The sequence below is a fragment of the Parafrankia colletiae genome, assembly GCF_001854655.1.
In the GTDB taxonomy this organism is placed as follows: domain Bacteria; phylum Actinomycetota; class Actinomycetes; order Frankiales; family Frankiaceae; genus Parafrankia; species Parafrankia colletiae.
The window spans coordinates 49,328-73,711 of record NZ_MBLM01000129.1; the positions used below are offsets into that span (position 1 = coordinate 49,328).

The 24,384-nt window shown below is 70.7% G+C and carries 21 protein-coding genes; 10 read left to right on the top strand and 11 right to left on the bottom strand.

Annotated features, from left to right (window positions below; all coding sequences use genetic code 11):
• Positions 1 to 37: 37 nt before the first annotated feature.
• Both CC117_RS20490 and CC117_RS20495 read right to left on the bottom strand, forming a co-directional pair.
• The gene (locus CC117_RS20490) at positions 38 to 298 is read right to left on the bottom strand and encodes an acyl carrier protein (RefSeq protein ID WP_071086593.1); all 261 of its coding nucleotides are present in this window, start codon (positions 296 to 298) and stop codon (positions 38 to 40) included.
• 14 nt (positions 299 to 312) lie between these two features.
• Positions 313 to 1,125 carry a ferritin-like domain-containing protein gene (locus CC117_RS20495; protein WP_071086595.1) on the bottom strand — a complete coding sequence of 271 codons (813 nt, stop codon included), beginning with the start codon at positions 1,123 to 1,125 and terminating at the stop codon, positions 313 to 315.
• A gap of 279 nt (positions 1,126 to 1,404) precedes the next feature.
• Here CC117_RS20495 and CC117_RS20500 point away from each other — a divergent pair, with 279 nt between their 5' ends.
• Complete coding sequence (locus CC117_RS20500; protein ID WP_071086597.1) at positions 1,405 to 1,860, top strand: peroxiredoxin; 456 nt, start codon at positions 1,405 to 1,407, stop codon at positions 1,858 to 1,860.
• A 43-nt stretch (positions 1,861 to 1,903) separates the two neighbouring features.
• On the opposite strand, the gene CC117_RS20505 is transcribed toward CC117_RS20500, so the two are convergent.
• Entirely contained in the window at positions 1,904 to 3,097 is a 1,194-nt protein-coding gene (locus tag CC117_RS20505) for a cytochrome P450 (protein WP_071086599.1), read from the bottom strand.
• 189 nt (positions 3,098 to 3,286) lie between these two features.
• On the opposite strand from CC117_RS20505, the gene CC117_RS20510 reads away from it, so the two are divergent.
• Entirely contained in the window at positions 3,287 to 4,003 is a 717-nt protein-coding gene (locus CC117_RS20510) for a dienelactone hydrolase family protein (RefSeq protein WP_071086601.1), read from the top strand.
• Positions 4,004 to 4,078: 75 nt separating this feature from the next.
• Positions 4,079 to 4,969, top strand: a complete 891-nt coding sequence (locus tag CC117_RS20515) for a toll/interleukin-1 receptor domain-containing protein (protein WP_131803102.1) — start codon at positions 4,079 to 4,081, stop codon at positions 4,967 to 4,969.
• Here the strand turns inward: CC117_RS20515 and CC117_RS20520 are convergent.
• The 5 genes from CC117_RS20520 to CC117_RS20540 form a co-directional block, all read right to left on the bottom strand.
• Complete coding sequence (locus tag CC117_RS20520) at positions 4,897 to 6,420, bottom strand: toll/interleukin-1 receptor domain-containing protein (RefSeq protein ID WP_071086605.1); 1,524 nt, start codon at positions 6,418 to 6,420, stop codon at positions 4,897 to 4,899. The genes CC117_RS20515 and CC117_RS20520 overlap by 73 nt on opposite strands.
• Positions 6,401 to 7,690: a hypothetical protein gene (locus tag CC117_RS36510; protein ID WP_131803103.1), complete on the bottom strand. Its 1,290-nt coding sequence runs from the start codon at positions 7,688 to 7,690 to the stop codon at positions 6,401 to 6,403. The genes CC117_RS20520 and CC117_RS36510 overlap by 20 nt, the downstream gene beginning before the upstream one ends.
• Positions 7,691 to 7,951: 261 nt before the next feature.
• Positions 7,952 to 8,743 carry a MerR family transcriptional regulator gene (locus CC117_RS20530; protein WP_071086609.1) on the bottom strand — a complete coding sequence of 264 codons (792 nt, stop codon included), beginning with the start codon at positions 8,741 to 8,743 and terminating at the stop codon, positions 7,952 to 7,954.
• A 19-nt stretch (positions 8,744 to 8,762) separates the two neighbouring features.
• Positions 8,763 to 9,578 (bottom strand): ABC transporter permease, encoded by an 816-nt coding sequence (locus tag CC117_RS20535; RefSeq protein ID WP_071086611.1) that lies wholly within the window; start codon positions 9,576 to 9,578, stop codon positions 8,763 to 8,765.
• Entirely contained in the window at positions 9,575 to 10,531 is a 957-nt protein-coding gene (locus tag CC117_RS20540) for an ABC transporter ATP-binding protein (RefSeq protein ID WP_071086613.1), read from the bottom strand. Before CC117_RS20540 ends, CC117_RS20535 begins: the two co-directional genes overlap by 4 nt.
• A 172-nt stretch (positions 10,532 to 10,703) precedes the next feature.
• Between CC117_RS20540 and CC117_RS20545 the strand changes: the two genes are divergently transcribed.
• Both CC117_RS20545 and CC117_RS20550 read left to right on the top strand, forming a co-directional pair.
• Complete coding sequence (locus tag CC117_RS20545) at positions 10,704 to 11,729, top strand: helix-turn-helix transcriptional regulator (protein WP_071086615.1); 1,026 nt, start codon at positions 10,704 to 10,706, stop codon at positions 11,727 to 11,729.
• 154 nt (positions 11,730 to 11,883) lie between these two features.
• Positions 11,884 to 12,600 (top strand): flavodoxin, encoded by a 717-nt coding sequence (locus CC117_RS20550; RefSeq protein WP_071086656.1) that lies wholly within the window; start codon positions 11,884 to 11,886, stop codon positions 12,598 to 12,600.
• Here the strand turns inward: CC117_RS20550 and CC117_RS35090 are convergent.
• Positions 12,588 to 14,156, bottom strand: a complete 1,569-nt coding sequence (locus CC117_RS35090) for a DEAD/DEAH box helicase (RefSeq protein WP_084132467.1) — start codon at positions 14,154 to 14,156, stop codon at positions 12,588 to 12,590. The two genes, CC117_RS20550 and CC117_RS35090, sit on opposite strands and share 13 nt — an antisense overlap.
• A complete protein-coding gene (locus CC117_RS35095) occupies positions 14,071 to 16,158 on the bottom strand; it encodes a DEAD/DEAH box helicase family protein (protein ID WP_131803104.1) in 2,088 nt (695 codons plus the stop codon). The genes CC117_RS35090 and CC117_RS35095 overlap by 86 nt, the downstream gene beginning before the upstream one ends.
• A 462-nt stretch (positions 16,159 to 16,620) precedes the next feature.
• Between CC117_RS35095 and CC117_RS20560 the strand changes: the two genes are divergently transcribed.
• A complete protein-coding gene (locus CC117_RS20560) occupies positions 16,621 to 18,366 on the top strand; it encodes a serine/threonine-protein kinase (RefSeq protein WP_071086617.1) in 1,746 nt (581 codons plus the stop codon).
• On the opposite strand, the gene CC117_RS20565 is transcribed toward CC117_RS20560, so the two are convergent.
• On the bottom strand, positions 18,348 to 18,767 hold the full coding sequence (locus CC117_RS20565; RefSeq protein WP_131803105.1) for a CBS domain-containing protein: 420 nt from the start codon (positions 18,765 to 18,767) through the stop codon (positions 18,348 to 18,350). The two genes, CC117_RS20560 and CC117_RS20565, sit on opposite strands and share 19 nt — an antisense overlap.
• A gap of 493 nt (positions 18,768 to 19,260) precedes the next feature.
• Here CC117_RS20565 and CC117_RS20570 point away from each other — a divergent pair, with 493 nt between their 5' ends.
• The 4 genes from CC117_RS20570 (at position 19,261) to CC117_RS20585 (ending at position 24,085) form a co-directional block, all read left to right on the top strand.
• Positions 19,261 to 20,130 (top strand): molybdenum cofactor guanylyltransferase, encoded by an 870-nt coding sequence (locus CC117_RS20570; protein ID WP_071086621.1) that lies wholly within the window; start codon positions 19,261 to 19,263, stop codon positions 20,128 to 20,130.
• Positions 20,131 to 20,428: 298 nt separating this feature from the next.
• Entirely contained in the window at positions 20,429 to 20,965 is a 537-nt protein-coding gene (locus CC117_RS20575) for a TetR/AcrR family transcriptional regulator (RefSeq protein WP_241830285.1), read from the top strand.
• Positions 20,966 to 21,419: 454 nt separating this feature from the next.
• A complete protein-coding gene (locus tag CC117_RS20580; RefSeq protein WP_071086657.1) occupies positions 21,420 to 21,884 on the top strand; it encodes a molybdenum cofactor biosynthesis protein MoaE in 465 nt (154 codons plus the stop codon).
• 179 nt (positions 21,885 to 22,063) lie between these two features.
• Positions 22,064 to 24,085 (top strand): molybdopterin-containing oxidoreductase family protein, encoded by a 2,022-nt coding sequence (locus CC117_RS20585; protein WP_198541922.1) that lies wholly within the window; start codon positions 22,064 to 22,066, stop codon positions 24,083 to 24,085.
• The last annotated feature ends 299 nt before the right edge of the window (positions 24,086 to 24,384 follow it).

Sequence of the window (24,384 nt, forward strand, 5' to 3'; positions counted from 1 at the left end):
TCCAGCCCCGGTTTCCGGGTCTGCGTCGTTCCGGAGCTCAGACGGTGGTCGCCACGAGCGTCGCGAGGACGACGCGGACAACGTCGTTGACGGAGGCCAGGGAGAAGACGTCCTCGTCCTCGATCTCGATGTCGTAGGTGCGTTCGATGCGCGAGATCATGACAAGGACCTTCATCGAGTCAGCGCCCTGAAGGGTGCGAAGGTCGAGGTCGGGCGTGAGCGTCTCGGCCGGCGTGCCGAGCTCACGGGCGACGATGCCCGTGACGGTGCTGCGGACCTCGGATGCGGACGGCGTCATCGTGGCTCCTTCRGTCAGGACGAGAGCTCGGCCATGGCGTGGCGGATCGCCGAGTTCCGGCTGAGGTCGCGGCCGACCGCCGCCCCGAGCATGCGGCGGAGTTTGGCCTGCAGCTTCTCCTGCGCGTCCGGCGGGGAGATCTGGAGAAAGACGTCGATCACGTCGTCCACGGTCTCGTGGTCGCGCATCTCCTCGACCCGCTGGTGCTTGTAGACACCGACCGGGTGGTTCAGCCGCGGGTTGGTGACGTAGAAGTGGATGCGCTCCAGCACCGACTTCAGTTCGTGCGGATGGTCCGCGAGGCGGCRCTTCAGGTAGAAGAGGAACTCGCGGGCGTGGCCGGCCTCGTCGCGGCTCGCCCGGAGGAAGAGGTCGGCCAGGACAGGCTCCTCCACCCACTCCGCCAGGGCCCGGTAGGCCGTGTTGACGATGATCTCCGAAATGACGTTCGTGGTCAGCGTCGCRCTCGGCGTGATGCCGGCCTCGTACGGCTCACGCAGCGCCTCGATCCGATCCTGGTCGATGTGCACACCGACCGCCCTGAGCCACGCGCGGAAGGCGTAGTGGTGCTGCAGCTCCTGGTACGCCCAGATCGCGACGAACGCGGAGCAGTCGTAGTCGTCGGAGAACTCGCTGAGGAAGCCGTGCAGCCCCGGGAGCGAGGTCGCCTCGCCCACGACGACTCCTCGGACCAGGGCTATGTAGGCAGGCTGGACGAGCTCCCGCCGGACGGTGTCGAGACCGAGGTCGCAGACTTTCCACTGGAGCCGTTCGTAGTGCTCGAAGACGTCGAAACTGTGTGATCTCTCGGCGGTGGAAGACGGCATGGGCTGAGCTCCTCCCGGGCTTTCGCGCAGGCCCGCGCCGCTCCACGATGGAAGGCCCCCGGGATCACCACAACCTGGATTTGATCTCTCAATCGATCAATCCGCGCGGTCCTGTCCGGGGGCGTGGGCCCGCGGGCCCGGCCGGCCGCCGGTCCGGGCCGGGCTCGCCGCGAGGGCGGCGGCAGTCCTCGACGGATGTATTTATGCCACCAGACTGGGAACGTAATAGGCTCGCGCCCAGTTCGTACCAAGGGGTACGACAACCGGGAGGGACACCGCATGGACGTGGGAGACAAGGTCGGGGATCTGGCGGGAGTCGACGAGACAGGGGCCGAGCTGCGCTTCTCGGATCTGCTGGCGAAGGGCCCGCTGGTGGTTTTCTTCTACCCGGCCGCCATGACGTACGGCTGCACCAAGGAGAGCTGCCACTTCCGTGACCTGGCGGAGGAGTTCGCCGCCGTGGGCGCCGGGATCGTCGGTGTCAGCGCCGACGACGTGGCCAAGCAGGCGCAGTTCAGCGCGAAACACACACTCGGGTTCCCGCTGGTGGCCGACACGGACAGGTCCATCGCGGAGGCGTTCGGGGTCAGGCGCAGGCGGGGCCCGAACAAGCGGTCGACGTTCGTCGTGGGCTCCGACCACACCGTGATCGCACGTATCGACTCCGAGTTCGCGATGGGCCGCCATGCCGACCAGGCCCTCGAAGCACTGCGGTCGGCCACGAATCCGGCCTGACGCGGCGAACGACAGACGACGGGTGAGGGCCGGGGCGACGACGTCAGCCGACCTTGAGGGGAAGGCTTTCCCAGCCACGCATGGTCGAGGTGGAGGAAAGCGCCGCGTTGTCCCAGTCCACCTCCCACTCCTGGAACCTGTTGAGGAACTCGGCGAGCGCGATCCGGCCCTCGAGTCTCGCCAGCGCGGCGCCCAGGCAGTAATGGGTGCCGAGCCCGAAGGTGATGTGCTGGTCGATCCTGCGGCGGATGTCGTAACGCTCGCCGCCGTCCCACCGCCGCTCGTCGCGGTTCGCCGACGCGACCAGCATCATCATCGCGCTGCCCGCCGGCACCGTCTGGTCATGCAGCTGCACGTCGCGCGTGACGTAGCGGGCGACGGCGTGGCCGGTCGGCTCGAAGCGCAGTGTCTCCTCGATGGTGTTCGGGATCAGGTCGCGGTGCGCGAGAAGGTCGGCACGCTGGTCGGGGTAACGCGCGAGCAACGCGACGAGCCAGCCGATCAGACGCGCGGTCGTCTCGTTGCCCGCGCCGGCCAGCACCGTGACGTAGGTCAGGATCTCCTCGCGGGTGAGCGTGCGCCGGACACCTTTCTCGTCCTCGAACTCAGCGTTGAGCAGCTCGGTCATCAGGTCGTCGGAGGGATGCGCGGCCCGCCAGTCGATGTAGTTCGCGAACAGCTCGGTGTCCATGAGCGCGGCCCCCGACACCTTCATCTGCCCGCCGGACTCGGTGCGCAGCCTGGCGTCGGCGCGTTCCCGGACCGCCAGCTGATCCTCCTCGGGGATGCCGAGCAGCATGCCGATGACGCGCATCGGGACCTCGTTGGCGAAGGAGGTCATGAGGTCGAACTGGTCCACTCCCTCGAGCCGGTCGAGGCAGCGGACGCAGTACTCCTGGATCGCCGACTCCAGCGATAAGACCCGGCGGGGCGTGAACACCCGCGCGAGCAGGCGCCGGTGGATGTCGTGGATCGGCGGATCCTCCATGAGCAGCGTGCCCGGCGGAATCTCGACATTCGCCTTGATGATCTCCAGAATCGGCCCCCTCGACGAGGAGAAGGTGGACCAGTCGACGAGGCCGTTGTTGAYGTCGTCCCAACGGCTGAGTACCCAGAAATCGTGCTGGCCGTTGTGCCACAGCGGCGCCTCGGCACGCATCCGCCGGTAAACCGGATACGGGTCGTTGGCGATCTCACGGTCGAACGGATCCCAGTACACCGTGGTCGTGTCGGTCATCGGAACCTCCCAGGACGGCAGCGCCTGCGCGTTTCTTTGAACACGCATTCAAACTTCGGCGGCACCCGCCGTCAAGAAGATCGCCGGTCCGACCGGACGAGGCTGTCGGGCCGCCCGCGCGGAACGGCTCTGAGATGCTGGGCCGACGAAGCCCGCACAGAAGCCCGCGCGAAGGCCGACGGAGGCTCCATGCGCACCGAGAACATCGAGTACACGTGTCGGGACCTGCACCTCGTCGGTGAGCTTTCCCTCGACGAGAGCCGGCCCGGCCCGCGCCCGGCGGTTCTGGTCTGTCACGGCGGCGGCGGCCTGAACGAGAATGTCCGACGGCAGGCGCGCCGGCTGGCGGAGCTCGGCTATGTCGCCTTCGCCCTCGACTACTACGGCGGCGGGCGTGAGCTGCGGGCCGACGAGACCGACCGGTTCGCCGAGCTCTCCGCCGACATGGCGTTCGTCCGGTCGCTCGGCCGGGCGGGCCTGGAGGTTCTGCTCGCCCAGGAGGCGACGGCCCCGGGGCAGGTCGCCGCGATCGGCTACTGCTTCGGCGGTGCCCTCGCCCTGGAGCTGGCCCGGGACGGGGCCGACCTCCGGGCCATCGTCGGCTTCCACTCGATTCTCGCGACCCCCCGGCCGGCGGACGCCGCGAACATCACCGGCCGGGTCCTCGTCTGCCTCGGCACCGACGACCCGTACGTACCACCCGAGCAGCGCAGGGCCTTCGAGGCGGAGATGCACGCCGCCGGGGTCGCCTGGGAGATGCACCTCTACGGCGGCGTGGGCCACTCCTTCACCGACCCGTCCCACGACGGCCTGCGACCCGGCATCCGCTACGACCGTCGCTCCGACGAACGTTCCTGGAAGGCGATGATCGACCTGTTCGAGGAGGTGTTCCCGGCCTCCCGCTGAGCCGGTTGCCCATCGCGCCCGGTGACGCTGGTCGACGGGAGCCGCCTACGTGAGTCTGATGGAGACGGTGGCATCGTGACGACGCACCTCCCCGGCACGCCGGACCTCCCGGAAGCGGATCCCCCGCCCGCGGAGCCACCGGCGGGGTGGCCGCCCGACGACCTCCCGCTGAGCCGGTCGGACCTGCGACGGTTCCGGGCCGAACTGGCGACTGTCGCACCGGACCGGACGTCGGCGGAGATGCTGCTCGGCGAGCTCGGCGTACCACCGAGGCGCCTGCCGTCGTTCCACAGCACGTCGGAGCATGCCTGGTTCGAGGTGTTCCGGGCGCTCGAGGCCGGGATCGTGGCCCAGCCCTGTCGGCGACTGCTGGCAGCGGCCCTCGCCCGCTACCCGGCCAACGGTGTCTTTCGCGATCTTCATGACCGCTTCCTGGCCGGCCGGCCAGGTGATCCCGCCCTGTCGATGACGGGCGCAGGCCAGACATCGCCGCCACCACCACCCGCGCAGCCGGCACCGCCGCCGCACGCGCCGACGGTTTTCCTGGCACACGATCGAGAGGACCAGAGCAAGGTCCGGGCGTTGGCCGAGCTGCTGACAACGGCGGGCTTCACTCCGTGGGTCGGATCCGAGATGGTGACCGGCGGCTCTCGACGGGATCTGGTCGTGCGCCGCGCGGTGCTGGACTGCGACTTCTTCGTGCCGTGCCTGTCAGCCCGGGTGCTGGGTCGGCCCAGCCAGCTCCATCGGGAGATCAGGATCGCGCTCGACCGCGCGGACGAACTCCCCGACCATGTGGTGTTCATCGTGCCGGCACGACTCGACGAGTGCGACCTGCCATCGGATCTGCAGGAGTACCAGTGGGTCGACCTGTTCGCGGCAGGTGGGGTCGATCAGCTGCTCCGGGCCCTGCGCGCGTCGACTCCGAGCGCCCGGAACAGCCGTTCCGGGCCGTCGGGCCGGTAGAAGCGAACCGGTTCGAGATGGTCGAGCCGGGTGGGCAGGCCGCACTGCTCGTCGAGCAGGACCGGGACGACGAAACTCCGGCCTTCCGGCATCTCCTCGGCGACGTCGAGCGCCAGGCGCAGCTGCCGTTGCAGATCACCGGCCCGCCCGACGGACTCCGTCGACAGGCACACCACGACGTAGCGGCTCTGCCGGATGGTCCGCCGCATCTCGAGCCGGCGATCGGCCCCGCCGAGCAGATCGACGTTGGCCCGCCACGGGTCGAAACCCGCGAGCCTCAGGTGCCCGTCGACCAGGTCGGCGGCCCGTGCGTCGGACTCGTCATGGGCGATGACGACGGCGAAGGGAGCACCGACGCCGCTCGCCGCGGCCTGGCGTCGTCGCGGCCCGTCGAACAGCGGACGCCGATCGGCGACCTCGTACGGCAGCCGGAACACTGCAGCCGTCTCGGTCAGGTCCGCGATCTCAGTCAGGAAACGTTCGCCCGGGCCCAGGGCGCCCGACGGAACCCCCAGGTCGTAGGTACGGTCCAGCCAGTCGAGACTCATCGTCGTGATGTTGGCCCAGGCCGTGTGCAACTCGCCGTCCATCGGGCGAGCCACCGCCGCCCCGCCGGCGAATCCGGTACCCGTCGCCATGGGAGTGATGGTCGCAGCCACCCGCTCGCCCAGGTCCGGGTCAATCGGCGCGGCGGCGGCGAGTGAGATCCTGATGCGGAACACCCGGTCGACGTAGCGACGCACCGCGGCGTCGTACAGCGGCCGCGCCGCCGCCGCGAACGGGTCGGCGGGGAAGCGCACCGGGCTGGCCGCCGGAGTGGCGTCCCGGGAGAGGGCGGCGTACTGGCCGGCCAGCCCGGCCAACGCCGCCTGTTCGCCCGGTCCCAGGCGGTACGGCTCGACGCAGATGCCGAGCAGCGTGCCGTCCGGCCTGGCCAGCAGCTGTTCCCAGGTCGCCTGCCAGTCGCCACCGCCGGTGTACGGCGACACGGCGACGCACACCCTGCGTTCCGCCCGCCGGGACCAGGACCAGGCGACAGCCTTACGGATCTCGACCATTCCCTCGCTGCGCGGGTGCAGCGGAGCGAGCAACTGCACGACGGCCGCCGAGTCGAGCACGGGCGTGACACGAACGTGATCCGGAGCAGCGGCCAGCCGGTCCCGCAGCGCCAGTACTCGGCGCACGGCGGCACGCCGGTCAATGTCGTAGGCCTGCGCGAGCAGAACGCAGGTCAACCACTCCGAGCCGGGGAAGGTTATGTACCGCACCTCGAAACGAACGGGGTCAGCGACATTCCACAGCCCGGCCAGCCACACCTGTTCCGCCGTCGCCGCCTCGGAGGCACTCGCCCGCACCGGCCTGACCGGCTCGACCTCGACTGCGGCCCATGCCCAGTGACCGCCGCCAGCTCCTGAGACGACGTGGGTCCCGTCACCTGGTCCGATCGTCATCGCCGTCGCGCCCTCGATCGAACGGATAGCCGCCGCTGTCGGGCCCGCCCGGAGCTCCGGGCGGCCAGATCGAGGTGTGCTCGAAAGCCCACCCGGGCCTGGATTCCGGAGCCTCGGGCGGGACGGGTGGAACAGGCGGGGCGGGCGGGGGCTGGAACGGAGGCTGGTGCGAGAACGTCTGCTGGTCAGCTGCGGTGTGGGACGCCCCCGGATCGTGGTGCGGCATCGGAGCGTGCTGCGCCGCCTGGTGTGATGTGTCCAGCCAGCTCGGCCCCGGCGGCTGGGGCGCCCGGGGCGCCGACGCAAACGGATGTGGCGAGAAGGGGGACGGCGCCGTGCTGGGCGCCGACGGAATTCTGCTGCGTTCCTGCGGGTGCGGAAAACCGAACTCGAGAGGCACGTCGCGCTGCTCGTAGGCGACGAAAAGTCCTTCTCGGCAGGCGGAGTGGACGGCCTCGCGCATGGCCCTCGGACGTTCGGTGCGCAGCATCCGCAGCTCAGGACTGTTGCGCCCGAGCATGCCGCCGAGGATGTCGGAGAAGAACTGCCCGATGAGCTGCCACCCGCGACGCGAGCGCCACATCATCCAACCGAGATAGAGACTCGTGCCATAGGCGAAGACCGAGACGTACGCGACATAGAAGTTCTCGTGCAACACGAGACGGTAGCGCACACCGTCGCGCGGTGAGCCGGTGTCGACCGGCCGCACCTCGGGATGGATCGGCATCCGGCGCGTTCGGAGCGCACCGGCGATCTGGCTGTAGGTGGACGTCGCGCTGCCCGCCCGGTCACCGAGAAGCACCCGCCATTCCGCGACGGGTTCGGRCACCCTCATTCCCAGCAGCACCACGAAGAAGGCGATGGTGGACATTATCATCGCGACGACCAGCAGACCTCCGGCCGCCTCCTCACCGCTACTCGCCGACGCAAACAACACGAGTAGAAAGAAGACAAAGAAGACGAGTACGCTGGCGACACTTGCGCTCAAGAACATCAGAATAATCGTCCGGGGACTGACGCCCTCGTCGAGTGCGGTTTCGATTCCGCTGTGCCTGAGGTTCTTGTCCAGGTACGCCACGTCGACGTTGCTGCCGTCCCAGCCTGGGACCGACACCGCCCACTGTGGCGCCCCACCTGAGTGTGCCCCGTACTGATCGACCATTGTGGCCCCGTTCCACTTAGTCGTTTGACGTGCATCAACCGACCCGACCTTCGCCGAGTCGACCATCGATGCCAGGACTTTACGCCACGTCGCGACGATTCTCGACACCAGGGCAGAACCAGGGCATTCGTGTCTCGCGGCTCCGGTCGGACCGGTATCAGCGCACCCCGCACGTTCACCCCGCCAGGGCCCCGAATTTGTCGAGCAGCAGATCATTGGGAGCCCCGAGGGTCTCCGGTGATGCCGGATCGTCAGCGGAGATGCCGCACCCGCCAGGCCGAACGACGACCGCCGCCGCCGCCCACAATCATGAACCCAATTTGCTAGTCAGCAATTTCGCCGGCGCTCCGGGCGCGGCGCACCGGTGCCTTACTCTGCCGTCGGCGGCGCTCCGCGCTCTTTCGGGGAGATCCGTTCGAGCTTTGTCCAGCCGCGCCAGCCGCGCTCCTCGAGCAGTTTCAGGAGCCGGCGCGCGATCGGCATCGAGTCGAGGAAGACCGAGTCGAGGAGCTGCGCGAGCTCGTCGGGCATCACCTCGTCGTAGTTCTCCCAGCCCTCGGCGTCGGCCTCGATGAGGGCGACGAACCGGTCGGCGATGGCCTCCACTCGTGGGTCGTCCGCCTCCCAGCCGGCCGCGCCGATGAGATCATGGTAGAGCTGGAGCGTCGCCGGGTCGTCGAGCTGCTGCTGCTTCAGCGTCATGTACAGCGGCATGTGCTCCGGTAGCTGGGCGGCGACCAGGATCCAGGCGTCCCGCTCGCCCTCGATCATCTGCTCCGGCAGGCCGAGCTCGCGCATCCGGTCGAGGTAGGCCACCGCCTCCGGCGGCAGGGCCAGGCTGTCCCCGGCCGCCAGCTGCGCGATCCGTTCCCGGTGCCGCTGCCGCTCCCTGATCTCCGCACGCAGGCGCCGGTCGATGTCGACGATGGCGGCGTTGAACTCCTCCTCGCCCGCGCCCAGCAGCTCGCGGACCCGCGCGAGCGGGACGCCGGCGCTGGCGAGCGTACGGATCCTGATGAGCTCGACGACGGCCTGGGCGCCGTAGCACCGGTAGCCGGAGTGATCGCGCTCCGGCTCCGGCAGGAGACCCTTGGCGTGGTAATGCCGCACCGCGCGCACGGTGACGCCGGCGTACGACGCCAGCTGGCTGATCGTGAGCACGCGTCAGTCTCCTACTCCCCTACTTCGTGGGCACGCGGAGGAACAGCCGGCGCGACCAGAGGTAGCCGAGCAGCGCGATCAGCACGCACCATCCGATAGCGAGCCACAGGTCGGCGCCCGGTTCCGCGCCCGTGACGAGGGCGCGCAGAGTGTCGATCATCGGGGTGAACGGCTGGTGCTCCGCGAACTGGCGCAGGCCGGCGGGCATCGCGTCGGTCGGCACGAAGCCGCTGCTGATGAACGGCAGCATCACCAGGAACAGCGGGGTGTTGCTCGCCGTCTCGACGCTGTCCGCCGCCAGGCCCAGGCCGACGGTCAGCCAGGTGAGCGAGAACGCGATGAGGACCAGCAGCGCGACCGCGCCGAGCCAGCCGAGCGGGCCGGCGTCGGAGCGGAACCCGAGCAGGAACGCGAACGCCGCCACGACCACCACGGCGAAGCCGGTCCGCAGGACAGCGCCCAGCACGTGGCCGGTGAGCACCGACGCCCGGGCGATGTCCATCGTGCGGAACCGGGCGATGATCCCGGTGGTCATGTCGGTCGCGGTCGAGATCGCGGTGCCGAGCGCGACACTGGCGACCGTCATGATCAGAATGCCCGGCGTGATGAACACCAGGTAGTCGCCGCGGTCCCCGCCGCCGCCCTGGCCCGGCAGGCCGGCGCCCTGGCCCGGCAGGCCGGCGCCGAGGGTCCCCCCGAACACGTACACGAACAACAGCAGGAACACGATCGGCTGCGCGACCAGCATGATCGACAGCGAGGGGTAGCGGCGGATGTGCAGCAGGTTGCGTCGCAGCATCGTCGCCGAGTCACGGACAGTGTAGGCGGTGCTCATGCCGGGATCTCCTCTGCTGCGGGCGCCTCGGCCGCGCGGCCGGTCAGCGCGAGAAACACGTCGTCGAGGTCGGCGGACCCGACCGTCAGCCCGGCGACGCCCTCGTCGTCCAGGCCGTCGAGCACGCGGCGCAGCCCGGCGACGCTGCCGTCGGCCGGCATCTGCAGGGTGAGCGCGTCGACATCGGAGGTGGCCTCCGGATGTGCCGCCGCTGCCGCGGCCAGCGCCGCGGCGTGCGTGAACTGCACCGACACGTGCCCGCCGGGCACCCGCCGCTTCAGCTGGGCCGCCGTGCCCTCGGCGACCAGCCGGCCCCCGTCGAGGACCCCGATCCGGTCGGCCAGCTGGTCGGCCTCCTCGAGGTACTGCGTCGTCAGCAGCACCGTCACACCGTCGGCGACCTGCTCGCGCACGATCGTCCACAGGTCGCGGCGGCTGCGCGGGTCGAGACCGGTCGTCGGCTCGTCGAGGAAGATCAGTCGGGGCCGGGTGATGAGCGTCATCGCCAGGTCCAGCCGCCGCTTCATGCCGCCCGAGTAGGTCTGCGCCCGCCGGTCGGCGGCGCCGACGAGGTCGAAGCGCTCCAGGAGCACGGTCACGGCGGTGGCTGCGGCCGCCCGGCCGAGGTGCGTCAGGTCGGCCATCAGCCGCAGGTTCTCGCGGCCGGTCAGCAGCTCGTCGATCGCGGAGAACTGGCCGGTGACACCGATCGCGGCCCGCACCCCGCCAGGGTCGCGCCGCACGTCGAAGCCGGCGACGCGGATCTCGCCGGCATCCGGGGCCAGCAGGGTGGAGAGAATGTTGACGATGGTCGTCTTGCCGGCGCCGTTGGGCCCGAGGAGCGCATAGACGGTGCCCTCCGGGACGGTCAGGTCGACGCCGTCCAGCACGGTGTGGTCGCCGTAGGATTTGGTGAGTCCGACGACCTCGATCGCGGGCCTGGTAGCGGTCATGCCGCCATGCTGGGGCCCTGACGCAGGGTCAAGGTCAAGCCGCGTCACGGGAGACGCCGCGGTGCCGGGAAGCGGGGCGGGGCGGGGCGGCACCACGGTGAGGGGCGACACCACGGTGAGGGATACCGGCGGGGACTCCCACCCGCTCGGGTCCACGCCTACTGTCAGGCACATGGCAGGCAACACTGGTGACCACCGCAGCGAGGCGCGCGAGTTTCTGACCTCACGCCGCGCGCGGCTGTCCCCGCGACAGGCGGGCCTGGTCGCGTTCGGCGACAACCGCCGTGTGCCCGGCCTGCGCCGCGAGGAGGTCGCGGCTCTCTCCGGGGTCAGCGTCGTCTATTACACCCGCCTGGAGCGCGGGAACCTCGTCGGCGTCTCCGAATCGGTGCTCGGAGCGATCGCCGGCGCACTGCAGCTGGACGACGCCGAACGCGAGCATCTGTTCGACCTGGCCCGGGCGGCCAACGCCACCACCTCGGCCCGGTCCCGAGCGGGCGCGGGGCGGGCACGGGTGCCCGCCGGTATCCAGCGGGTACTCGACGCGATCACCGACGCGCCGGCGGATGTGCGCAACGGCCGCCGTGACATTCTCGCGTCCAACAAGCTCGCCCGCGCGCTGTACAGCGACATCCACGCCGAGACCGCCCGGCCGCCGAACGTCGCGCGGTTCACGTTCCTCAATCCGCGAGCGCGGGACTTCTTCGTCGACTGGCACACGGCCGCCAGCGACATCGTCGCGAGCCTGCGGATCGAGGCCGGTCGCCATCCGTACGACAAGCCGCTGTCCGACCTCGTGGGAGAGCTGTCCACCCGCAGCGAGGAGTTCCGCGTCCGATGGGCGTCGCACAACGTGCGACACCACACGGCGGGTACCAAGAGGATGCACCACCCGGTTGTCGGCGAGATCGAGCTCGCCTACCAGGCGCTGGTGCTGCCCGGTGACATCGGCATGAACCTCTACGTGTACACCGCCGCGCCGAACTCCCCGGCGCAGGAGGCGCTGCGGTTCCTGGCCAGCTGGGCCGACAGCCACACCCCGGCCGCCAGTCACACCCCGGCCGCCAGCCGCCCCACGGCCGACGACCACAGCGCGTCCGAGGGCCACAGCGCGTCCGACAGCCGCCCCCTTTCCGGTGGCGCCACCCCGTTTGACAGTGGCGTGGCCGGCGAGAGACGGCACACCGCCCGGCCCTGAACCATCCGAACCACCCACCACCGGGCCACCCGCGCGTCGCCGCGGGCGGGGCAGCGGCAGCGGCAGCGATCCCGGTCGTCCCACCGCCGCATGGATCGGCGTGGGCCATCCCAGCGAGGAGGCTCGTCCTGACCGCCACGACCCGCATCCGACGATGAGTGCGATCTCGACCCGCAGGGCGCTGCTGGGCGCGGCCCTGGCGGCAGCCACCGCGGGGCCCGCGCTCGGCGGCTGCTCATCCTCGTCCGACCCGGAGCCCGGCTCACGCGACGACGCCACCGCGCAGGGAAGCACGACCGGGACAGCCTCCCCTGACCCCGCACAGGCCGGACAGGCGGGACAGGCGGGACGGGTGCTACTGGCGTACTTCTCCCGGGCCGGCGAGAACTACCACTACGGCGGGCGCCGGAACCTCACCGTCGGCAACACCGAGGTACTGGCCCGCATGATCGCTGGTCGCATCGACTGCGACGTCCACCGCATCGAGGCCGCCGACCCCTACCCGGACGACTACGAGGCCACGGTCGCACGCAACGTCCGGGAGCAGAACGCCGATGCCCGCCCGGCGATCGCCGGCTCCGCGCCGTCCATCGACAGTTACGACGTGGTGCTGCTGGGCAGTCCCATCTGGAACGTACGACCACCGATGATCATGTGGACGTTCGCCGAAGCGCTCGACTTCACCGGCAGGATCGTCCATCCGGTCGTCACCTACGCCGTCAGCGGCCTGGGCCGCGCCGCCGATGACTACGGCCGCGCCTGCCGCGGAGCGGCCATCGGTGATGGTCTGGCCGTGCTCGGCGAGACTGTCGCCGACGCCGATCAGCAGGTCGCGACCTGGCTCACCCGCACCGGCCTTCACCGCGGCTGAGAGCAGCGGCAGAGGCCCGGGAGGGACACCGGCGCGGCGCGGCGCATGGCGGCCTGCCCGTCGTCGGTGACGTGGTGCAGGCTGCCCGCGAGGACGTCGAAGTAGCGGTGTCCCCGCCAGGCGGCGTGGTCTCCGACGACGAACAGCCGCCGCCGGGCTCGGCTGACGGCGACGTTCAGCAGGTTCGGGCTGCTGGCCGCCCAGCTCCGGGCGCCGGGACGGGAGCCACCCGCGCCCAGCACGATCAGGACCACGTCGGCTTCCTTGCCCTGCGTGGTGTGGACGGTGCCGACATGGTCCCGGTTCACCGTCCGACACAGGCCGCCGCGGAGCCCCGTGACGACGTCGCGGAACGGGCTGACGACGAACAGGTCCGTCGCGGGATTCAGCCCCTGGTCGACGAGGCGGTGGATGATGACGTTGGCCGCGTCCGCCTCGGCCGGATTCCATTTCCCCTGTGCGGTCGGCCCGGCTGGTACGTCCCACCACACACCGCGGCGGGCGATGGGGTAGTCGCCGCGGCTGACGCCGTGGACCATCAGCCCGTCGTAGGCGATGCGGTTGCTGATGTCGAACATCGGCTGGTCGCAGCGGCGGTGCACGCGCAGCGGTGCGCCCACCCAGACCTGGTCGACGCCCGACCCGTCCGGCGCCGGCAGGTAGGTGCCGTGCGGGTTCAACCGGTCCGCGACCCGCTGGGCGGACGTGTGGGAGGGCACCCACTCCTCGTCGACCCCGTAGGCGCGGCGCAGCGCCTGCTGGCCGGTGTGCGGCAGGGTGACCACCGGCTCCAGCTGCAGCGGGTCGCCGACGATGACCGCACGCCGGGTCCGCCAGAGCGCGCCGACCGGCATCTGCGGGGTCGCCTGGCCAGCCTCGTCGATCAGCAGCCAACCGAGCGCGTCCGCACCCAGGCCGGCGAACATCCGGTCCAGGGAGGCGAAGGTGGTGGAGACGACCGGGACGGCGAGGAAGAGGTTCCGCCAGGCGGCGAGCACCGCGCCCGGTGGGATGGTTTTCGGCGCGTCACCGCACAGGACGTCCATGGCCGCGTCGAGGTTCTTGCGCATCCGGTCGGCGGCGCCTTCGAGGAACGCCCGGTGGAGGTCCATGGCGGCGAGGAACAGCCGGGTGCGGGCGGCGGTGAACTCCGGATCGGACCACGGCGAACCCAGTTCCCCGGCGGCCTCCGCCTCGTCGCCCTGAGCGCCCTGAGCGCCGTGAGCACCGCTCGCGTCCGTCGTGTCGGCGGGCACGTGCGGGCCCCAGGTGGCCCGGGCCGTCGCCACGATCGCTTCGAGCGCGTCACGGTGGAGTTGCGCCCGCCGGGCCGTCTCCCACGCCGTCGCCGCCTCGGCATGCGCGGTGCGCCGGGCCTGCTCGTGGGTGGCCACCGTGTCGGCCTGCTGGTCGTGGGCGGCTTCGGCGGCGCGGTGCGCCTCGGCGAGGGGACGCTGGTGGGCACGCCAGTCACGTTGCGCGCCGCCCAGGGTGAACAGCCCCTGGCCGCGTCCGCCGGTGTTCGGCCTGCCGTTCGGCCCAGCGCCGCACGTCACCTTCCAGCGTGGCCAGTCGCTCCGTGGCGTCGGTCAGCGCCGCGAGGGTCGCGCGGTGGCGCTGGTCGGCGTCGCGGGCCGCGTCCTGCCCGGTACGCACAGCCCACTGTGCTCCGGGCAGCTCGCGCAGCGCCCGCGCGGCCGGCTGCCGCTCGTCACGCAACGCCCGCACGGCACGCTCCGCCTCGCGGAAGCGGTTCACGGCCGTCCGCCAGGCGCCCTGGTCCGGCGGTTGCTGCGCCACACGCTTCAACAGGTCGCGCATGCCCTGACCGGAGCCGGAGACCCGAGGGACAGTACCGGTGCGGGGACTGCCGTTGCGCGGGCTGCCGTTGCGCGGGCGGCCGTTCGCGGCGCTGGCCGACTGCTTCTCCCGGTCGGTTCCGAACCAGTACCTGTCGCGGAAGTCCTGACGGTTGCCTCTGTTGCCCAGCGGGGCCGCCAGCGCACCCCAGGCCTGCGCACCGTCGAGGATGAGCCGGCCCTGGTCGGGAAAATACGACGCCTGCGCACGCCAGGCCTCGTCCACCGACTCCAGCTCGGGGATCTGCCGCGACACGTTCTCCACCGCACCGTTGTTCGCCGACGCGACGACCATCTCGAAACCGACCAGGGTGGTGGCCGGCTCACACACGGAGCGGTGCAGGTGGCCCGTGGTCCACCGATGCGTCGGGCCGGTGAAGGCGGCGGTGGGATGGGTGAGCGTGGCCAGGCGCTGGGCGCGCAGAACGAGAACGCCGGCGATGAGGTCCCGCAGCTGAGTGGTCTTGCCAGTACCCGGCGGGCCGTTGACGGCGTAGACGCCGCCGTCGTCGGCAAGCCGCTCCAGAATGTCGTTGACCGCGAACTGCTGGCTGCGCACCAGCGGATGTTCCGTCTTCGCCGGCCAACGTCCCAGCGGAAACCGCTCGGGCTCGACCCCGGCGAGCACCGCGGCCGGGTTACGCCGCAGATCGAGGCGCCGGTCGGTACGAATGGCCGTGGACGCCGTCAGATAGTCACCCAGAGCCTTTCCCGGTTCCGAGGTGGCCAGTTGACCGGCCACGAGCGCGAGATCGGTCGCGATGAAACTGTTCAGGAAGTCCGCGCCCGTCGCCTTGTCGGCCCGTCGGAGGGAAACAAGCCTGCTCTGGACGCGGACAGCCGTGGGCATGAGGTCCGTGGTGACACCGAACCGGTCCGACAGCCAGCGGGTGACAGCGGACAGGTCCCGCACCGTCAGCTGCCGACTTCCGAGCCGCGGGCCGTCCTCCTCGTCCTCGTCGTCTCTGTCCTCGTGGCCGGCACCGGCCCGTCGGCGTTCGCGCAGCGCACGTTCGGCCGCAGCCTGCGCACCACCGACAACCGCCCCCGCCGCCGTACCAAGCAGCGGCGCCACCAGCGGCGCGATCGCGCCTCCAGCGGCACTGAGCACGATCTCGTACATCAGTCCGGCGAACGGCTGCTGGCTGCCGCCCCCGCGTTCCACAATCGTCAGCCGGCCATCCCCGACGTCGAGGACGACCTCCGCGCAGGACGTGGCATCGCCATCGAACCCGTCGAGCCATCCCGCCTTTGCCGGCCCCGGGCTACGGGCCTGGCCGACCGCCCAGGCACACGACGAGAACGTGATCGACTCACCGATGAGCCGCCCCTCGTCGGTGACCTCGAAGGCGAGGAGCGCACTGTCCCCGTCGACGCGGGTGTCATGGTCCTCCTCACTGCCGCCGAAGACCTCCAGCAGGACATCGCGGGCCGCGGAGGTCCGGAAGATCCCGCAGTACACGGTGTGCTGCCAGACCATGCCGGCGGGCACGGGCGCGTCCCGCAGTGCATGGCCCTGTTCCCAGGGCAGCGGCCGGCGAGCGTCGACCGGGAACATCCGCCGCTCCGGCGAGACCCTGCCGACCTGCTGCGGGCTGAACATCTCGATGGCCCGCCAGTACCGCACGATCCTCGCCCTGCGCTCCCGCTCCGCCAGCGTCGCGACCACCGGTGACAGCCCCGCCTCTCCACGCAGCAAGTAGAAATCACCCTATGCGGAGAGTGTGCGGACGGGTGCCGCTTGCCGTTGAACGACGAGCCAGTGGCCGGCGCATACGTTCACACGGGCACCGCGTCCACGATCCGGCCCACCTGGCTGGCAGGCGGGCCGGCAGAGCTCCGCGTCAGGCGACCGTCACGGCACGAACGAGCCCGGGCCGACCACGCGGAACGGCGCGGCGGGCGCGGCCCGGAAGGCAAGCCGGGCCCCGGCCGGCGAGGCCACGACCTGGAGTCGGGAACTACCCTGGCTGCACGCGGCCGATCTCGCCCGATCGCCCGATCGCCGCCACGTCCGAGGGCCGGCACGGGATGGCGCGCGTATCGATGGTGACCGGTGTGGCCACCACGTCGGCCGTGAGGGTCGCACCGGATCACGGGGACCGGGGATCGGGTGGTTAGGCTCGGAGCGAGCTGATTGCCCGTCATGTGAGGAGCCTGGATGCCGGCGGCRCTCGTCGCTTCCGACCCCGCCGTCGTGGGGCGGTACCGGCTCCGGGCGCGGCTCGGCTCCGGCGGGATGGGGGCCGTGTACCTGGGCGTCGACCCGGCGGGCCGGCTGGTGGCGGTCAAGATGATCCGGCCCGATCTGGTCGCCGAGGCCGAGCTCCGCGAGCGGTTCCGCCGCGAGGTGGCGGCCGCGCGCCGGATCCGCGGGACCTTCGTCGCCGCGTTCGTCGACGCGGACGCCGAGGCCGAAAGCCCATGGCTCGTGACGGAGTACGTGGACGGACTCAGTCTGACCGCCGCGGTGGGGCGGCACGGCCGTTTCGAGGAGGCCCAGCTCGTCGCGCTCGGCTGCGGCCTGGCGACCGCCCTGCTCTCGATGCACTCCGCCGGCCTGGTACATCGCGACCTCAAGCCGTCGAACGTCCTGCTCGGCACGACCGGGCCGAAGATCATCGATTTCGGCATCGCCCGCGCGCTCGACGGCACCGCCCACACCGGGACCGGCGCCGTTCTCGGCACGGTCGCCTGGATGGCTCCCGAACAGCTGCTGGGCGAACGGGCCGGGCCGGCGGCGGACATCTTCGCCTGGGCCATGTGCCTGCTCTTCGCGGCGCGCGGCCGCCATCCCTTCCCTGCCGAGGCACCCGCGGCGATGGCGATGCGGATGCTGYGGGACTCCCCCGACCTGACGGGCGTGCCGGGCCACCTCGTCCCGGTGCTCACGCGCGCGCTCGAGAAGAATCCGGCGCGCCGTCCCAGCGCGGACGAGGCGCTCTGCGCGCTGCTCGGCGTCGAGATCGCCAGCCTGGCGGCCGCGCAGGACGTCACGCTGGGCGCGATGGACCAGCTGTGGGTCCCGTGGGCACAACCGTTGCTGACCTCGCCCGCGAGCGGGATCCGGCCCCCGGCCCACCGCCGGGACGAGCCTGCGGAGATGGGCCCCACGAGCGTGCAGGTAGGCGCGCCGGCCGTCGGTCCCGGATCCATTCCCGGTCCCGGATCCGCTCCCGGTTCCGGGGAGCGGACTCTGGTCGAGCCTGGCCGCCCGGCCCGGCGACGGCGAGCCCGCCTGGCCGCCACAGCCGCCGTGGCCGCCGCCTTCGCCGGCGGTGCGTTCACCGCGTTCGCGGTGAGCGGCGGCCTCGGGGACCGGGGCGAGGATGGGACAGCCCTGCGTCCGCAGCTGGCCGGGACTGCCGCCCCGGCCAGCTCCGGCCGGCCCGCGCCGTCAGGCGACCCGGCGGACGGCGTGCGCATGGCGGCTCCGGCGAAGTCGCCCGGGGCGTCGGTGGTCTCGTCCGCCGGCCCTGGCCAGACGGGCGCCGTGCCGGCCGTCACCACGGCACCCACCACCGCCCCGGCGCCCTCCCCTGCCACGGTTGCCCTGGTCCGGTACTACAACGGCGCGGACCACACGGCACTGACGGGCCCCGCGCCAGGCGGCTACTGGGCCGAGAGCGTGCTCGGGTCGGTCTACCAGTCCGGTGACGTTCCGGGCACCCACCCGCTCTACGCCTGCTGGATCGGCGCCAACTCCTTCACCTCGGGCAGCGCGGACTGCGAGGGGCAGCAGGTCGCGGGCGTCCTCGGCTGGGTCTACGCCTCGCAGCCGGCCGCCCCGGCCACGAGGGCGATCATCCGCTGCCGCACAGGCGGTGGTGACCACTTCGTCTCCCCGGACAGCGCCTGCGAAGGCCAGATCGTCGAAGGCCTGCAGGGCTACGTCCTCACCGGCTGACCCTGACAGCGGTCCGGGCTGTTCTCCCGCCGGGAGCGGACGTCGGCATCGGAGCAGAAACCCAGGCCTGTACGTTTCAGCGCCAGCAGGCCCAGCACCATCCCGGACCCGTCCACGACAGCGAGCCTGCGCCGTCCCCGTATTCGCATCTCCTCCCAGACCGTGACCAGATCAGCAGACGCGGCAACCGTCCGGTCCTCGCATCGCCCGGCCGTGGCGGCCAGATCTCCGGCCTGCACGCCGGCGGCCAGGTCCGCGCGTTCCACCACGGCCAGCAGCCGGCAGTCAGCATCGACGACGATCGCCGCGTGTACGTGGTCGTCCTCGAAGTAGTCCCGTAGCTGGCCGACCGTCGTCCCCCGGCCATGCAGCTCTGGCTTGCGCAGCATTACATCCGCCACGCGGCGGTCCGTCAGTGCCCGTCGGGCGGCCCGCTCTCTGTCCACGTCCCGAACGGACCAGGTCGTGGCGGTCACCGCACGGCTCCCGCTGACGGTAGGACCGCGGCCGCGCGGCACCTCACGTACGGTACGCAAACAGGTCGGATCACGAGAGCCTCCTACGACCCAGTGGATCACGCCGCGGTTACCGGCTGCTACAGCGGTCGGTTTCCCCATTACGCTGATCTTTTTCAGCCTAGACGATCGTCAAGGCTCGGTCTGGACGTTCGTCAAGGAGGAGCCCGGACTTCGGCAAGGCCGAGATCCGCAGTGGGGGCCCGCGATCGCGCCCTGCCTCAACGACCAGAACTAAATGATCGCCTGAAGGTCTGTGCGCGGGTTGACCACCGGAAGTCGAGGCCGTGGAGCTCGAGCCGGTGGGTGACGGGCTGGATGGGTGACGGGCTGGATGGGTATTGCGGCCGCGATCCGCGCGGCGTAGGACTATGAGCGGATGGCTGGATCGTCCGTGGGCCGCCGGGGCGGGGTCGTGCTGGCCGGGGGAAGGTCTACCCGGATGGGGACGGCGAAGGCCGCGTTGGAGTGGCACGGATCGACCCTGCTGCGTCGGGCGGTGGGAATCGTCGGGCGCGCGGTCGACGGACCGGTGGTTGTCGTGCGGGCCAGCGGGCAGGAGCTTCCGGAGCTGCCTGAGGGGACGCTCGTCGTCGACGACCCGCGAGAGGGCCGGGGTCCGGTGCAGGGGATCGCGGTGGGACTGGCCGTGTTGCGCGACCACGCCGAGGTCGCGTTCGTCGCCTCGACCGATCTGCCGTTCCTGCATCCGGCGTTCGTCATAGCAGTGCTTCGGGCGCTCGGCAGACCGGATGGTCCGGATGTCGCGCTTCCGGTCGCTCGGGGCTACCGGCAGCCGTTGGCGGCGGGCTACCGGACCAGCCTCGGCGAGGTCGCCACGCGCCTCGTCGAACAGGACCGGCTGCGGCCGGCGTTTCTCTTCGAGGCCTGCGCCGTGACCCGACTGGATGACGCCGCGCTCACGGCAGATCCGGTGCTCGCCGCCCTCGATCCGGATCTGGACTCCGTGCTGAACGTCAACACTCCCGCCGACTACGCGGCGGCCCGTGCTCGTCCGGCGCCTGCCGTTACCGTGCGGCTGGCCGGCGCGGGCGGGGCGCAGGGCTCGTCCGCCGGCCGGTGGCAGGTATGCGCGGCGACCGTCCAACGGGCGGCCGACGCGGTCCACCTGCCGCTCAGTCGGACGGTGACCGTGGCGTTGAACGGTTGTCCGATCAGCTACGACGCCACGGCCCCGCTCGCGGCCGGTGACACGGTCTCCTTTCTGGTCGCCGACCGGAGCGGCTGACACCTCGGCGACGCGGCGGCTCGGGGATCGCCGTGCAGCGGCTGAGCCCCGGTCAGGCGTCGTCCACGCGGCGCTACGAGCCGGCGCCGTCACCTTGGCCAAACGCACCGCTGCTTGACAGCGGAGCCAGGGACACTCCCGCGGGCCATGCCGGGCCATGCCGGGCCGGTCGGCACAACGGTGTGCTTTGCCTGGCGGTGGATAGGCTTTCGGCGGTCGGGCTGGTCGTCAGCTCTGCGAGGCGGGGTGTGGCGGGTTCGTGACAGGTCAGCGGCGGGCGGGGGCGGCACGGGAGCGGGTGCTGGCCGTCGCGTTGGAGCTGTTCGCCCGTAACGGAGTCAGCGGTACGTCGATTCAGATGATCGCCGACCAGCTGGGTGTCACCAAGGCAGCTGTCTACTTCCAGTTCAACGCCAAGGAGGACCTGCTCCGGGCGATGGTCGCTCCGGCTCGCGAGGAGATGCAGCGGGTGATCGAGGCGGCCGAGGCCCGGCCGCGGCCGGCTGAGCAGGTTTCCGTCGCCCTCGTGGGCGTGGTCGATATGATCATCAAGAACAGTCAGTTGAACGCGGTCATGTTGGTCGATCCTGCCGTGAGCCGCGTGGCCCGGGAGGATCCGATTCTGCGTGATCTCGTGGCCAGGCTGGACCGGATCCTCGCCGGCCCGGAGCCGGATGTCGAGGCGCTTGTGTCCATGGTGATGGTCAGTGGCGCTCTGATGGCGGCGACGACGGATCCGCGGCTGGCCGGCCTCGACAAGGACGTTCTTCGGCGCCACCTGTTGAATAACGCGCGCCGCATGCTGGGCCTGCGGGCCATCCGTGACCACGCCTGAGGGCACATCCACGTTCGCGGTTCGCGGTTCGCGGGAGCGACTTCGCCGGGCGTGGGTGGGCCCCGAACTGGGTTACCAAACCCTCCGCAGTCAGGTACTGACAGGGTGGGGTCGCGGGTTCGAGCTCGTCTGACCTTGACGTTCATCTAGGCAGAACCTTGACGTTCGTCTAGGCTAGAAGAGGTCGGAAGGTCGCCGTCATCCTCGCCATCGTGGCTGATGGCACTTGCCGGTAGTCCTACGGTCGCCTGTCTCCGACGGTAGGAGGAGTCGTGATCAGAGGTGTTCGCTCACGTCGTCGGACGGTTCGTCGGGTGAAGCCGGCCTTACCCCCGCCGGTGGCCGTCGGCAGGGGTAACCATGACGTTCGGCGCCGGGCCGGCCACCGCGGACCATCGGGGATGGTCGGCCAGTGGAATGGGAATCCCTGACAGTGGCCACCGCTACTTCACATCTGGCCCGTGTTCCTGTAAACGAGGGTTGCGCGACTTTACGGAAAGTGGTCGTCGCGGAGATTCGGGATACTCCGCTGTCCGTCGACGAGTGCCTGACTGCCGTACGGGCGTCAGCGGTGGGTGGCGTCGCTCTGTTCGTCGGCATGGTTCGTGACCATGATGGCGGACGTCCGGTCGTCGAGTTGGATTATTCCGCTCACCCGTCGGCCCGGGTCGARCTGGCTCGAGTGGCCGGCGAGGTGGTCGCCCTCGACGGTGTGCGAACCGTCGCTGTGGTCCACCGTGTCGGCTTGTTGCAGGTGGGCGATCTGGCGGTGGTAACGGCGATCGGTGCGGCCCACCGGGCGGAGGCGTTCGCCGCCTGTCGGCGGCTGATCGACGAGGTGAAGGCGCGGGTTCCGATCTGGAAGCGCCAGCTCTTCACGGATGGTCCGCCGGAATGGGTGGGTGCCTGCTGTGAGTAGTCCTGGAAGCCCGGCGAGGACGGTCCTCCAGCCGGCGAAGTCACCTACGCCCATGGTGGACAGCGGCCGGGATGGCTGTTCGTACCGACTGTGATATCCGGAAAGTGAATTGATGTGTTCAATTACGCGGGAGTACCGTTCTCTACTGAGAGATCTGCGTACCGGATGGGGGGAACTTGATGTCGGTACACGACGTGCGCACGGTTCGCAGTTTCTGCCGGGTCTGCACCTCGACCTGCGGCATCCTCGTCGACGTCTCGGGCGAGGACGTGGTCYGGGTCCGCGGTAATCGAGACCACCCGCTGTCACAGGGGTACACCTGTTCGAAAGGACGGGCACTGCCCCAGATGCACCATCACCCGGACCGCATCGAACACCCGCAGATGAAAGTCGACGGTGCATTACGGCCGGCTACCTGGGAAGCCTGTCTGGATGACATCGGGACCCGATTGCGTGCCATCATCGACCAATACGGACCTGCATCAGTCGGCGTCTTCTTCGGCAGCGGCCTCGGCATGGACGCAGCCGGCTACCGGGTCGCGCAGGCCCTGCACTCAGCCCTCGGCACTCCGGCGAAGTTCAGCCCACTGACCATCGACGGCACCGCCAAAGTACTGATCTCCGACCTGGTCGGGGGGTCGGCAGCCCTGAATCCCCGCCCGGACTACGACAACGCCCGTCTCGTTCTGTACGTCGGTACCAATCCCCTGGTGTCACACGGTCACACCGTCGCGATGCCCAACCCGGTCGGGACGCTGCGGGAGCTACGGGAGCGGGCGCGGGTGTGGGTCGTCGACCCCCGGCGTACCGAGACCGCGCGGATGGCCCACGGGCACCTCGCGCCCAGGCCGGGCACGGATCACGCGATCCTGGCCTTCCTCGTGCGGGAGTTGCTGCAGGCCGGCGCCGACGGCGACGTGCTCGAGCATCGCACCGTCGATGTCGATGTGCTGGCCGCCGCGGTCGCGCCGTTCACCCTCGAACACACCGAGGCGGTCGCGGACGTCCCAGCGGCCGAGCTGAGCCGGCTGCTCGCCGAGGTGCGTACCGCGGGCCGCATCGCCGTCGAGACCGGGACCGGGGTCACGATGTCAGCCGGCGCGAACGTCACGCAGTGGCTGTCCTGGGCACTGATGATCCTCACCGGTTCGATGAACCGGCCCGGCGGTGTGTGGTTCCACCCCGGTTTCAGCAACCAGATCGAGAACTTCGACCTCCCCGTCTCCCCCGCTGAAGGCTCCTTCGGGCCTGGTCCACGCAGCCGCCCGGAAACACAGTCCTTCCTCGGCGAGTGGCCCTGCGCCGTCCTCGCGGACGAGATCGAGGCCGGCAACATCCGCGCCGTGCTGAACCTCGGCGGACATCTGGTCACCGCCTTCCCGGACACCACAACCCTGGTCCCGGCGCTGGCGAAGCTCGACCTGTTCGCCACGATCGAGATCATCGCGAACGAGACGACTGCGCTGTCGACCCACGTGCTGCCCACCAAGGACCAGCTCGAACGCGCCGACCTCACTCTCTGGGATCATCTGAGCCCGGTGGTCGCCGCCCAACACACGCCGGCGGTGGTCGCACCGGTCGGTGACCGGCGGTCGGCCTGGTGGGTACTGGCGGAACTGGGCCGGCGTCTCGGGTACGACCTCGCGGACACCAGCGGCGGGCAGGTCGACGACGACGCCAGGCTGGCGATGATCTCTGCCCGTGCCCGCCGGCCGCTGGACGAGCTCGTCGCAGCGGGCTGGGCGCAGACGCAGGAGGAGTTCCCGGCGGCGTGGGTGGAACGCCACCTGGACCGTCTCGGCGGCTGGCGGCTGGCCCCCCGGCTGCTCGTCGACCAGCTCGCCACCCTGACCTCGCCCGAGTCGCTGGTCCTCGTGCCCCGGCGGCAGAAACGCCATCTGAACTCCCAGTTCACCTATCTGGGAGACACCGCCGAGATCCTGCTCCATCCTGACGACGCGGCCACAGCCGGCGTGACCGACGGCCAGCCGTTGACCGTCCGCAGCGCGAACGGCGAACTGACCGGGGTCGCGAAACTGGATGCCTCGAACCGCCGGGGAGCTGTCTCCGTGCCGCATGGGTACCAGGGGGCGAACGTCAACCGGCTCACCGGTAAGGACGACATCGACCTGATCACCGGGATGGCGCATTACTCCGGCATCCCCGTCAGCGTCCACCCCGCTGCGGACGCCCCCGTCTGACCACGGCCTATACCGCCGACCGGCGGTGACGGAGATCCCCGGCCGACCGCGTTAGGCGCGGCGGCCGGGGGCCCCGCGGGCCTGGTTCTGGCTGGCAGCCATACAGACAGCGGCCCGTCGGCCCGGTCTCCAGCCGGGCCGGGCCCACCGAACGCCCCATGGTCCCTGGGGCGGTGGAACCCCCTCTGCCCGAATCACGGCTCGCTCAGCGTGCGGCCGTGCGTGGTGGACGTTTCCCCGGCCAGCGATTTCCGCAACCCCGCATTTCCGCATCCCCGCAGTTCCGTGCTCCCGCAGTT

Coding starts and splice junctions, on each gene's coding strand:
- CC117_RS20550 (WP_071086656.1), top strand. CDS start 11,884: ATGAGTGCGATCTCGACCCGCAGGGCGCTGCTGGGCGCGGCCCTGGCG.
- CC117_RS20570 (WP_071086621.1), top strand. CDS start 19,261: ATGGCTGGATCGTCCGTGGGCCGCCGGGGCGGGGTCGTGCTGGCCGGG.
- CC117_RS20520 (WP_071086605.1), bottom strand. CDS start 6,420: ATGACGATCGGACCAGGTGACGGGACCCACGTCGTCTCAGGAGCTGGC.
- CC117_RS20500 (WP_071086597.1), top strand. CDS start 1,405: ATGGACGTGGGAGACAAGGTCGGGGATCTGGCGGGAGTCGACGAGACA.
- CC117_RS20535 (WP_071086611.1), bottom strand. CDS start 9,578: ATGAGCACCGCCTACACTGTCCGTGACTCGGCGACGATGCTGCGACGC.
- CC117_RS20510 (WP_071086601.1), top strand. CDS start 3,287: ATGCGCACCGAGAACATCGAGTACACGTGTCGGGACCTGCACCTCGTC.
- CC117_RS20540 (WP_071086613.1), bottom strand. CDS start 10,531: ATGACCGCTACCAGGCCCGCGATCGAGGTCGTCGGACTCACCAAATCC.
- CC117_RS20545 (WP_071086615.1), top strand. CDS start 10,704: ATGGCAGGCAACACTGGTGACCACCGCAGCGAGGCGCGCGAGTTTCTG.
- CC117_RS20490 (WP_071086593.1), bottom strand. CDS start 298: ATGACGCCGTCCGCATCCGAGGTCCGCAGCACCGTCACGGGCATCGTC.